The 11,686-nt window shown below is 63.1% G+C and carries 10 protein-coding genes and 1 pseudogene; 10 read left to right on the top strand and 1 reads right to left on the bottom strand.

Annotated features, from left to right (window positions below):
• Nucleotides 1-5 precede the first annotated feature (5 nt).
• The 10 genes and pseudogenes from NLY33_RS11380 to NLY33_RS11335 form a co-directional block, all read left to right on the top strand.
• Nucleotides 6-1,517, top strand: a complete 1,512-nt coding sequence (locus NLY33_RS11380) for an aldehyde dehydrogenase family protein (RefSeq protein WP_023704032.1) — start codon at nt 6-8, stop codon at nt 1,515-1,517.
• Nucleotides 1,518-1,575: 58 nt separating this feature from the next.
• The gene (locus NLY33_RS11375; RefSeq protein WP_027049809.1) at nt 1,576-2,829 is read left to right on the top strand and encodes an ABC transporter substrate-binding protein; all 1,254 of its coding nucleotides are present in this window, start codon (nt 1,576-1,578) and stop codon (nt 2,827-2,829) included.
• A gap of 256 nt (nt 2,830-3,085) precedes the next feature.
• Complete coding sequence (locus tag NLY33_RS11370) at nt 3,086-4,036, top strand: carbohydrate ABC transporter permease (protein ID WP_023704033.1); 951 nt, start codon at nt 3,086-3,088, stop codon at nt 4,034-4,036.
• Nucleotides 4,033-4,977 (top strand): carbohydrate ABC transporter permease, encoded by a 945-nt coding sequence (locus NLY33_RS11365; RefSeq protein WP_023707597.1) that lies wholly within the window; start codon nt 4,033-4,035, stop codon nt 4,975-4,977. The genes NLY33_RS11370 and NLY33_RS11365 overlap by 4 nt, the downstream gene beginning before the upstream one ends.
• A gap of 4 nt (nt 4,978-4,981) precedes the next feature.
• Nucleotides 4,982-6,097, top strand: coding sequence for an ABC transporter ATP-binding protein (locus NLY33_RS11360; protein ID WP_023671180.1), 1,116 nt, complete (start codon nt 4,982-4,984; stop codon nt 6,095-6,097).
• 5 nt (nt 6,098-6,102) lie between these two features.
• The gene (locus tag NLY33_RS11355) at nt 6,103-7,605 is read left to right on the top strand and encodes a GMC oxidoreductase (RefSeq protein WP_023704035.1); all 1,503 of its coding nucleotides are present in this window, start codon (nt 6,103-6,105) and stop codon (nt 7,603-7,605) included.
• On the top strand, nt 7,602-8,363 hold the full coding sequence (locus tag NLY33_RS11350; protein ID WP_023704036.1) for a 3-ketoacyl-ACP reductase: 762 nt from the start codon (nt 7,602-7,604) through the stop codon (nt 8,361-8,363). Before NLY33_RS11355 ends, NLY33_RS11350 begins: the two co-directional genes overlap by 4 nt.
• Before the next feature lie 12 nt (nt 8,364-8,375).
• The gene (locus NLY33_RS11345; protein ID WP_023704037.1) at nt 8,376-10,004 is read left to right on the top strand and encodes a GMC family oxidoreductase; all 1,629 of its coding nucleotides are present in this window, start codon (nt 8,376-8,378) and stop codon (nt 10,002-10,004) included.
• 20 nt (nt 10,005-10,024) lie between these two features.
• On the top strand, nt 10,025-10,342 hold the full coding sequence (locus tag NLY33_RS11340) for a Dabb family protein (RefSeq protein ID WP_023683219.1): 318 nt from the start codon (nt 10,025-10,027) through the stop codon (nt 10,340-10,342).
• Nucleotides 10,343-10,487: 145 nt separating this feature from the next.
• A pseudogene (locus NLY33_RS11335) lies at nt 10,488-10,811 on the top strand (MFS transporter); the annotation flags it as partial.
• A 29-nt stretch (nt 10,812-10,840) separates the two neighbouring features.
• Here the strand turns inward: NLY33_RS11335 and NLY33_RS11330 are convergent.
• Entirely contained in the window at nt 10,841-11,686 is an 846-nt protein-coding gene (locus NLY33_RS11330; RefSeq protein ID WP_023683217.1) for an EamA family transporter, read from the bottom strand.

The following is an 11,686-nucleotide window of genomic DNA, read 5'->3' as shown; positions in this document are numbered from 1 at the left end:
GCATGATGAACGCACCGCTCAACATTTCCATGCCGGCCGAGGCGTCCAAGGCGCCGAAGGCTTACAAGCTCCTGATCGACGGCAAGCATGTCGATGCCCGTGACGGCCGCACGATTGCGCGCAACAGCCCCGGCCATGGCTTCACCGTTTCGCGCTATGCGCAGGCAGGCGAGGCCGAGGTGGAGGCGGCCATGCAGGCCGCGCACAAGGCATTCGAGACCGGCCCGTGGCCGCGCACGAAGGCGGCCGAGCGCGCCGCCATCCTGCTCAAGACGGCCGACCTGATCGAGGCCCAGCTCGAAGACATCGCCCGACTCGATGCGCTGGAATCCGGCAAGCCGATCGCCCAGGCGCGCGGCGAGATCGGCGGCGCCATCGACATCTGGCGCTATGCCGCCTCGCTCGCCCGCACGCTGCACGGCGAAAGCTACGCCAATCTCGGCGACGCCATGCTGGGCGTGGTCCTGCGCGAGCCGATCGGCGTCGTCTCGATCATCACCCCGTGGAATTTCCCGTTCCTGATCGTCAGCCAGAAACTGCCCTTCGCGCTCGCCGCCGGCTGCACCGCGGTGGTCAAGCCGAGCGAAATGACCTCGGCCTCGACCTTCGTGCTCGGCGACATCCTGATGCAGGCCGGCCTGCCCGCGGGCGTCGTCAACATCCTGGCCGGCCTCGGCGCCGATGTCGGGGGGCCGATGGTCAGCCATCCGCTGGTCGAGATGGTGTCGTTCACCGGCTCTACCCGCGTCGGCAAGATGACCATGGCTTCCGCCGCGCAGTCGCTGAAGAAAGTCTCGATGGAGCTCGGCGGCAAGAACGGCCAGATCGTCTTCCCCGATGCCGATCTCGAGGCGGCCGCTGACGCAGCAGTGTTCGGCGGCTTCTTCAACGCCGGCGAATGCTGCAATGCCGGCAGTCGGCTGATCGTGCATGAAGCCATCGCCGACGATTTCCTCGCCACTGTCAAGGCCCTGACCGCCAAGGTAACGGTCGGCGACCCACTCGACGACCGAACCAAGGTTGGCGCGATGATATCAGCCGACCATCTGACCAAGGTCGCGGGTTACGTCGCGGTAGCAGCAAAAGACGGCAGCAATGTCTATTGCGGTGGCGGCCAGCTGGCGTCCAATGCCGGCCAGTACCTCGATCCGACCATCATCCGCGGCGTTACCGAAGACATGGCTATTGCGCGCGAGGAAGTGTTCGGCCCGGTGCTCTCCGTGCTGACTTTTGGATCGATTGAAAAGGCGTTGCACATCGCCAACAACACGCCCTATGGTCTTTCGGCAGGGGTGTGGAGCGCCAGCATCGACACTTGTATGTCGGTGGCGCGTGGTGTGCGTTCGGGGACCGTTTGGGTGAACACATTCATGGAAGGCTTTCCCGAGTTGCCATTCGGGGGCTACAAGCAGTCCGGCATCGGACGCGAACTCGGCAAACGCGCTGTCGAGGATTATACCGAGGAAAAGACAATCCAATTTCATCGCGGCCAGCGCACCGGTTGGTGGGTCGGCTGAGTTTGGAAGAACCCGGTGGGCTTCCACCGGTCGTGTAATGCAACAAGGGAGGTAGAACATGTTGCGCAAACTGCTTATCGGAACGGCTCTGGCGACGGCCTTTGCTTTCTCGGCCCATGCCGAGGACGTCAAGGAAGTGCAGATGCTGCATTGGTGGACGTCGGGCGGCGAAGCGGCTGCTCTCAACGTCCTCAAGGGCGACCTTGCCAAGGAAGGCTATGCCTGGAAGGACGTGCCGGTGGCCGGTGGTGGCGGCGACGCCGCCATGACTGCGCTGAAGGCGATGGTCGCGGCCGGCAATTACCCGACCGCGTCGCAGATGCTCGGCTACACCGTGCTCGACTATGCGGCGGCCGGCGTCATGGGCGACCTGACCGAGACGGCGAAGAAGGAGGGCTGGGATAAGTCGGTTCCGGCAGCCCTGCAGAAGTTCTCCGTCTATGACGGCAAGTGGGTCGCTGCTCCAGTCAACGTCCACTCCGTCAACTGGCTGTGGATCAACAAGGCGGTGATGGACAAGATCGGCGGCACCGAGCCAAAGACCTTCGACGACTTCGTCGCCCTGCTCGACAAAGCCAAGGCGGCTGGCGTCATTCCGCTCGCCCTTGGCGGCCAGAACTGGCAGGAAGCCACCATGTTCGACTCGGTTGTGCTGTCGACCGGCGGACCTGAGTTCTACAAGAAGGCCTTCAACGACCTCGACGACGAGTCCCTCAAGTCGGACACGATGAAGAAGTCGTTCGATAACCTCGCCAAGCTCGTCACCTATGTCGACCCGAACTTCTCGGGCCGCGACTGGAACCTTGCCACCGCCATGGTCATCAAGGGCGATGCCCTGGTGCAGGTGATGGGTGACTGGGCCAAGGGCGAGTTCAACGCCGCCAAGAAAACGCCGGGCACCGACTTCCTGTGCTATCGCTTCCCGGGCACGGAAGGCTCGGTGGTCTACAACTCCGACATGTTCGGCATGTTCAACGTTCCGGACGACCGCAAGGCCGCCCAGGTCGCGTTGGCCACCGCCACCCTGTCGAAGAGCTTCCAGTCGGCCTTCAACGTCGTCAAGGGTTCGGTTCCCGCCCGTACCGACGTTCCGGACACCGACTTCGACGCGTGCGGCAAGAAGGGCATCGCCGACCTGAAGGCTGCCAACGAAGGCGGCACACTGTTCGGCTCGCTTGCCCAGGGCTATGGCGCGCCTCCGGCAGTCGCCAATGCCTACAAGGACGTCGTTTCGAAGTTCGTCCATGGTCAGATCAAGACCTCGGACGAAGCCGTGACCGAACTGGTAAAGGCGATCGACGACGCCAAGTAAGCGCTAGCCAGAAACACACCTTCCCCGCTTCGGCGGGGAAGGTTTCACCTAAGGATTGGCCAGCTGGCGCAATTCCAGGAAAAGTGTGAGCGGTTTTCCGGCCGGAATTGCGTAAAAGAAAGAGTTAGAGAGGTTCGCCGTTTCCGTGAAACGGTGAAAACGCTCTTGAACACCATGCCGACCAGAGACCCGTATGCACGGGGTCGCCTTGCCGCCTGACGGCAGAGCACGGACAACCCGAAACGGGAGGAGCCTCATGAGCAGTGTAGCGACAACCCAGATCAAGCTGACGCCGGAGCGGTCGCGCCCCTCGGTGCGCGCGCGACTGCAGGACGCGCTGCCGAAGATCGTGCTGGCGCCGAGCTTCGCCATCACCATCGTCTTCGTCTATGGCTTCATCCTGTGGACGGTCTATCTGTCCTTCACCAATTCCAAGACTTTTCCGTCCTATGTCATCACCGGACCGCGCGCCTACCTACGGCTATGGGGCTGGACGTTCGACTCCGACCCGCCATCGAGCTGGTACACGTCGATCGTCAATATGGGCATTTTCGGCTTTCTCTACATCGCCATGTGCCTGGCGCTCGGCCTGTTCCTGGCCATCCTGCTCGACCAGAAGATCCGCGGCGAAGGCGTGTTGCGGCCGATCTATCTCTACCCGATGGCGCTGTCCTTCATCGTTACCGGCGTCGCCTGGAAATGGTTTCTCGATCCCGGCCTCGGCCTTGAGCAGACCCTGCATCAATGGGGCTGGACGAGCTTCCATTTTGACTGGATCAAGAACAAGGATTTCGTCATCTACACGGTGGTCATCGCCGGCGTCTGGCAAGCCTCCGGCTTCATCATGGCGATGTTCCTGGCCGGCCTGCGCGGCATCGACGGTGAGATCATGAAAGCGGCGCAGATCGATGGCGCCACTACTTTCCAGCTCTACCGCCGCATCGTCATTCCGCTGCTGCGGCCGATCTTCCTGTCGGCCTTCATCGTGCTCGCCCACCTCGCCATCAAGTCGTACGATCTGGTGGTGGCGCTGACCAGCGGCGGCCCCGGTGGCTCGGCCTGGCTGCCGTCCAACTTCATGTATGAGTACACGTTCAAGCGCAACGAAATGGCTGTCGGCTCGGCGAGTGCCGTGATCATGCTGATGACCATCGTCGCCATCATCGTGCCCTATCTCTATTCGGAACTGCGGGAGAGGCCGCAATGAGCGCCGTTGCCACCCCTGCCCGCCAGGCCTCTAGCGGCATGAGCACCAAGACCCTGAACCGCATCGTCATCTACGGACTGCTGGCGCTGTTTGCGTTGTTCTACCTGATGCCGCTGTTCGTCATGCTGGTGACCTCGTTCAAGACCATGGAGGAGATCCAGAACGGCAACATGCTGGCGCTGCCCCAGGCGCCGACCTTCGACCCATGGATAAAGGCGTGGAGCGAAGTTTGCTCGGGCCTGACCTGCGTCGGCATGAAGGGCTATTTCTGGAACTCGATCAAGATGGTGGTTCCGGCAGTCATCATCTCGACCCTGCTCGGCGCGCTCAACGGCTATGTGCTGACCAATTGGCGCTTTCGCGGGGCGACGCTGGTGTTCGGGCTGATGCTGTTTGCCTGTTTCATCCCGTTCCAGTCGGTACTGCTGCCGATGGCAACGATCCTCGGCAGCTTGGGCCGGTTCGGCGTCAAGCTGCAGAACGCGACCGGTTTCACCTTCGGCTTTGGCAATCCGACCGTGAACCTGGTGTTCGTTCACGTCGTCTACGGCATCGGTTTCACCACCCTCTTCTTCCGCAATTACTACGAAGCGTTTCCGAACGAGCTGGTGAAGGCGGCGCAGATCGACGGGGCAAGCTTCTTCCAGATCTTCCGGCGCATCATGCTGCCCAACTCGCTGCCGATCATCGTGGTGACGGTGATCTACCAGTTCACCAACATCTGGAACGACTTCCTGTTCGCCTCCGCCTATGCCGGCTCCGGCGACGTGATGCCGATGACGGTGGCGCTCAACAACGTCGTCAACACCTCGACAGGCGTCGTCGAATACAACGTCAACATGGCTGCGGCGATGATCGCAGCCCTGCCCACCCTTCTCGTCTATGTGGTCGCCGGCCGCTACTTCGTGCGTGGCCTGATGGCGGGCGCGGTCAAAGGATAATCTGATGGCTTTTCTGGAAATTGATGGGCTGAAGAAGCGCTTCGGGAATGTCGAGATCCTGAAGGGCATCGATGTCGAGCTCGAAAAGGGCGGCTTCCTGGTGCTGGTCGGCCCGTCCGGCTGCGGCAAGTCCACCTTGCTCAACACGATTGCCGGCCTAGAGCAGATCACCGAGGGCGAAATCCGCGTCGACGGCCGCGCCATCAACGATCTGCACCCATCCAAGCGCGACATCGCCATGGTGTTCCAGAGCTATGCGCTCTATCCGAACATGACGGTGGCCGGAAACATCTCCTTCGGCATGGAGATGCGCGGCGTGCCGGCCGACGAACGCCAAAAGGCGATCGACAAGGTGGCCAAGGTCCTGCAGATCGGCCACCTCCTGCAGCGCAAGCCGAGCCAGCTTTCCGGCGGCCAGCGCCAGCGCGTCGCCATGGGCCGGGCGCTGGTGCGCGACCCCAAGCTGTTCCTGTTCGACGAGCCTTTGTCCAACCTCGACGCCAAATTGCGCGTTGACATGCGCATCGAGATCAAGCGCCTGCATGCCACCACCGGCACAACCATCGTCTACGTCACCCACGACCAGATCGAGGCGATGACGCTGGCTACCAAGATCGCCGTCATGCGCGACGGCGAGGTGCAGCAGTTCGGCACCCCGGCCGAGATCTACAACAACCCGACCAATTTGTTCGTCGCCGACTTCATGGGTTCGCCAGCGATGAACCTGATCCCGGCGACCATTGCCACGTCGGGCAATGCGCTGTCCGTCGTGTTGGAGCGCGAGGCGCGCGAGCCGATCACGCTGCCGATGGCCAACGCGCCGGCGGGTCTTTCGGCATTCCAGGGCAAGCCGATCATCTTCGGCGTGCGCCCGGAAGCGCTGACCGATCCGGAAGGTGCGGAACGCAACGCCTCCAACATTGCCACTGCCGACCTGCACATCGAAGTGGTCGAGCCGGCAGGGTCCGACACGTTCGCGGTGACCAACCTCGGCGGCAAGGGCGTGGTGGCGCGGTTGCGGGCCGACGCCAACATCCAGCCAGGCACCAGCACGCCGCTCGCCTTCAACCTAACCAAGGCCGTGTTCTTCGATCCGGCGACCGAACACCGCATCCGCTGATCGAGATGGTCAGCCCCGATATCGTCATCATCGGCTCCGGCATCGGCGGCGCTACGATCGCTTCCGGCCTGGCCGGCAGCGGCGCCTCGGTCCTGATGCTGGAGCGCGGCGAGCCCTTGCCGGCAACGCCGCATGCCCGCGACACGCGCTCGATCTTCGTCGATGGCCACTACCGTCCGAAGGAGATGTGGCGCGAGCCCGGCGGCGGCGCCTTCAACCCCGGCAATTACTACTATGTCGGCGGCAATTCGAAATTCTACGGCGCGGTGCTGATCCGCTACCGCAAAGAGGATTTCGCCGCCATGGAGCACTTCGGTGGCGTCTCGCCGGCATGGCCGTTTTCCTACGATGAATTCGAGCCTTGGTATTCCAAAGCCGAGCAGCTGTTTCGCGTCCGCGGCTCGCTCGGCGAGGACCCGACCGAACCGTTCCACTCGATCCCCTATGCTTTCAAGCCGGTGCCCGACGAAGCGCCGATTGCGCGCGCCCGCGCCGAGCTGAAGGGACTGGGCCTGCACCCCGCCTCGCTGCCGCTCGGCGTCGACATCGACACCTGGCTGAAAGAGGGCAAGACCGGCTGGGACGCATTCCCCAACACCGCCCAGGGCAAGGTTGATGCGCAGACCGGACCGCTGACGGCTGCACTCAAGGACAGCAATATCCGACTCGAAACCGGCTGCCATGTCGAATATCTCGAAGCGTCGTCCGACGGCAAAAGCATCGCTGCCGTTCACTACCGTCAGAATGGCGAGCTGAAGAAAGTCGCGCCGAAGCTGGTCATCCTGTCCGCCGGCGCGGTCAATTCCGCCGTCATCCTGCTGCGCTCGCCTTCACCAGATGGCAAAGGCCTCGCCAACCGCTCCGACCAGGTCGGCCGCAATTTCATGAACCATAATTCGAGCGCCATGCTGGCGATCGATCCGCGCCGCAGGAACGACAGCGTCTACCAGAAGACGCTGATGCTGAATGACTACTATCTCTCCGACGGCAAAGGCGGCAAGCCGCTCGGCAACGTCCAGCTGCTCGGCAAGATCGACGGCAACATGTTGAAGGCCAACGTCAAACGCGTGCCGAAATTCGCGCTCGATTACATGGCCGGTCACGCCGTCGACTGGTATCTGATGTGCGAGGATCTACCCGATCCGGAAAGCCGCATCATGGTCGACGGCAAGGACATCGTCATGCAATGGCGGCGCTCCAACATGCAGTCGCTGGACGGGCTGACCAGGGTGATGCGTGAGAACTTCCGCGCCTGCGGTTATCCCATCGTGCTGTCGCGTGCCTTCGACAAGCGCACGCCCTCGCACCAGTGCGGCACGGTGAAAATGGGCGACCATCCGGCGACGTCGCCGCTCGACCCTTTCTGCCGCGCCTTCGACCACCCGAACCTGTTCGTTGTCGACGCCAGTTTTTTGCCGAACTCGGCCGCCGTGAATCCGGCGCTGTCGATTGCGGCACAGGCGCTGCGCGTGGCCGAGCATATTCGCCGAACGGACCTCGCGGCATGACCCGCCCCGCAGCAATCGTCACCGGCGGTGCGCGCGGCATTGGGCTCGCCTGCGCCGAGGCGCTGGCCGGGGACGGCTTCGACATTTTGATCGCCGACCTTGCCGAACAAGCGCCGGACGAACTGGCCGCCAACATCACCGCACGGGGTGCGGAGTTCGCCTATGTCCGTTGTGATATCGCCAACCTCGAGGATCACACGGCCCTCGTCGACGCCGCCATACGTGCCTTCAGCCGCATCGACTGCCTCGTCAACAATGCCGGCATCGGCGCCGTGGTGCGCGGCGATCTGCTGGAGCTGAAGCCCGAGAATTTCGACCGTGCGCTGGACGTCAATCTGCGCGGCACAGTCTTCCTTAGCCAGGCCGTCGCCAAGGCGATGCTGGCGGCTCCCAGCAATCATCCGCGCTCGATCATCACCATCACCTCGGTCAGCGCCGATATGGCCTCGCCGGAACGCGCCGACTACTGCATCTCGAAAGCCGGCCTTTCGATGTGGGTGAAGAACCTGGCGCTACGGCTTGCGCCGGAAAACATCGGCGTGTTCGAACTGCGGCCGGGCATCATTCGCACCGACATGACCGCGAGCGTATCAGCCAAATACGACGCGCTTATCGACAGCGGCCTGGTGCCGGCAAAACGCTGGGGCGAAGCATCGGACATCGGCGCCGTGGTGGCGACGCTTGCCGCCGGCAAGCTCGGCTTTTCCACAGGCTCGATTATCAATATCGACGGCGCGCTCTCCGTGCCTCGACTGTAGGTGGATAGGGTTATGACCGACTACATCATCGTAGGTGCCGGCCCGGCCGGCTGCGTTCTGGCCAACCGGCTGAGCGACGATCCAGCGAATTCCGTGCTGCTGCTCGAGGCCGGCGGCAAGGACTGGCACCCCTACATCCACATGCCGGCGGGCTTTGCCAAGATGACCAAGGGCATCGCTTCCTGGGGCTGGTCGACCGTGCCGCAGAGGCACATGCAGGACCGCGTCTTCTGGTATACGCAGGCGAAGGTGGTCGGCGGCGGCTCGTCCATCAATGCCCAGATATACACGCGCGGCAACGCTCGCGACTACGACGCATGGGAGAAGGAAGAGGGCCTCGCGGGCTGGGGCTATCGCGACGTGCTGCCCTATTTCAAGCGCGCCGAGAACAACCAGCGCTTCGCCAACGATTTTCACGGCGACCAGGGGCCGCTCGGCGTGTCGAACCCGATTTCGCCGCTGCCGATTTGCGAGGCCTATTTCCGCGCCGGCCAAGAGATGGGCATCCCCTTCAACCCGGATTTCAACGGCGCTAGCCAGGAAGGCGTCGGCTACTACCAGCTGACCCAGAAGGACGCCCGGCGCTCATCCGCTTCGGTCGCCTATTTGAAGCCTATCCGCGCCCGCAAGAACCTGACGGTCCGAACCGATGTGCTGGTCACCCGCATCGTCGTCGAGAAAGGCCGCGCCATTGGCGTCGAGATCGTCGACAAACCCGGCGGCGAGAAGACCATCATGCGCGCCGAGCGCGAAGTGATCGTGTCGTCCGGCGCCATCGGTTCGCCGAAGCTGTTGATGCAGTCGGGCATCGGCCCGGCTGATCACCTGAAATCCGTCGGCGTGACGCCGGTGCATGATCTGCCCGGTGTCGGCTCCAACATGCAGGACCATCTCGATTTGTTCGTCATCGCCGAATGCACCGGCGACCACACCTATGACAACTACGCCAAGCTGCACCGCACCGCGTGGGCCGGCTTGCAGTATCTGCTGCTGAAGAAAGGGCCGGTCGCCTCCAGCCTGTTCGAGACCGGCGGCTTCTGGTACGCCGATCCGACCGCCGCCTCGCCCGACATCCAGTTCCATCTGGGACTCGGCTCCGGCATCGAGGCCGGCGTCGAGAGGTTGAAGAACCCCGGCGTGACCTTGAACTCGGCCTTCCTGCGCCCGCGCTCGCGCGGCACGGTGCGGCTGAGCAGCGCCGACCCGGCCGACCACCCGCTGATCGATCCCAACTATTGGTCGGACCCTTATGACCGCGCCATGTCGATCAAGGGCCTCAGGCTTGCGCGCGAGATCATGCGGCAGAAGGCGCTTGCACCTTACGTGTTGCGCGAGGTGCTGCCCGGACCATCGCTCGCCAGCGACGACGAGCTGATCGACTATGCCTGCCGCACCGCCAAGACCGACCATCACCCCGTGGGCACCTGCCGCATGGGCCATGACGATATGGCGGTGGTCACACCGGACCTGCGCCTGCGCGGCATCGAGGGCCTGCGCGTCTGCGATGCCTCGGTGATGCCGCGCGTGCCTTCCTCCAACACCAATGCGCCGACCATCATGGTCGGCGAAAAAGGCGCCGACATCATCCTCGGCCGCGAGCCGCTTCCGCCGGCGGTGTTCTCCGGCAATCGGGCCGCATAGCCACTTAGGAGAACGAACCAATGATCAGACACTGCGTCTTCGTACGCTTCCGCAGCGATGTGCCCGCCACCGAGCGCACGGCAATCCACGCCGATCTCGAAGCACTGCGCTCTGTTGTCGACGGCATGGACACGGTCCATTTCAGCACCAATGTCAGCCCGGAGCCGTTCGCGCGCGGCTTCAGCCATGCCTTCACCATCGACTTCCGCGATGCCGCCGCCCGCGACGCCTATCTCGTGCATGAAGCGCATCAGCGCGCCGGCGCCCGATTGGTCGCAGCGCTCGAAGGCGGCACCGACGGGCTGATGGTGTTCGATCTCGACATTACGAAAAAGTGACCGCGCTTCTTTCGAAAGCCGGCTGACGCCTGTTCTCTTTTGCGCCCCAAGGAACATATCGTTCCCCGGGGGCGTTTAGGAGGAACGTCGTGGCTCTCACCGCGCAGAAGAAGAAACCGTCCTTGCCTCCTTCCTCGGCTGGACGCTCGACGCTTTTGATTTCTTCCTTCTGACGTTCCTGCTCACCGATATCGCAACCGAATTCAACACTGACGTCCCGGCAGTCTCCAAAGCGTTGTTCCTGACGCTGGCGACACGCTTCATCGGCGCCTTCTTCTTCGGCAGGCTGGCCGACAAATATGGCCGCAAGCCCATTCTGATGCTCAACATCGTAAGCTATTCGGTGATCGGCGCGCTGGCTGCCTTCTCGCCCAATCTCGTGGCTACGCGCTGGCGCTGTTTGCCGGCGTGGTCGCCGTCTGCATCATCGTCGTCATCCGCTTCAGTCCGGAACGGCGCGGACAGGTGATGACGGTGCTCGGCTGAAGTATCAGGCTCTCAGCCCAGTCTGAGGGCCACGACACCGGCGACGATGCTGAGCGCGGCGGCGCCGCGCCAGCCTGTCATTTTCTCGCCGAGCGCGAAAACCGAGATCATCATGGCAAACAGAATCGACGTCTCCCGCAACGACGCCACCGAGGCGATCGGCGCCTTGGTCATCGCCCACATGACGATCCAGTAGGCCGCGCCGCTGAGCACGCCGGTGAACAGGCCTGCTTTCCAGTCACGCGCCAGCACGGGCAGCGCCTTGGGCCCGCGAAAGATGAGGCACAGCACCAGCGCCCACGTGGCATCGCAGATGAACAGCCATGCGGCATAGCTCGTTGCCGTTGCGGCCAGCCGCGCGCCGCTGCCGTCGGAGAGCGTGTAGCTGGATATAAAGATCGAAGTGCCGAGCGCAAAGCCGACCGCCCGCACATTGATCCGCTCCAGATGCGCGCCGCCGCGAAACGACATCACCAGCGTGCCGGCCGACAGCAGCAGGATGCCGAGGATGGCGAAAGGCGCCGGCATCTCCTGCACCACGACAACGCCGCCGAGGGCGGTCAAAAGCGGCGCCGTACCGCGCGCCAGCGGATAGGTTTGGGCAAAGTCGCCTGCCTTGTAGGCGCCGATGAGGAAGGTCCGGTAGCCCATGTGAAAGAGCACCGAGGCGATTATAAAGGGCCATACCGCGGCCTTTGGAAACTCGACGAAGGGCAGCACGAACAGTGCGGCAAAACCCATGCCCAGCGTCATCAGCGTGATCGACAGGAAGCGATCGAGATGCACCTTGACCAGCGCGTTCCAGATCGCGTGCATGGCGGCGGCGGCAAGCACCGCGAAAAAGACGAAAAGCGTCAT

Source organism: Mesorhizobium sp. C432A (assembly GCF_030323145.1).
Taxonomy (GTDB): domain Bacteria; phylum Pseudomonadota; class Alphaproteobacteria; order Rhizobiales; family Rhizobiaceae; genus Mesorhizobium.
The sequence above is the reverse complement of the archived record's forward strand: the minus strand, read 5'-3'. Positions and strand labels throughout refer to the sequence as shown.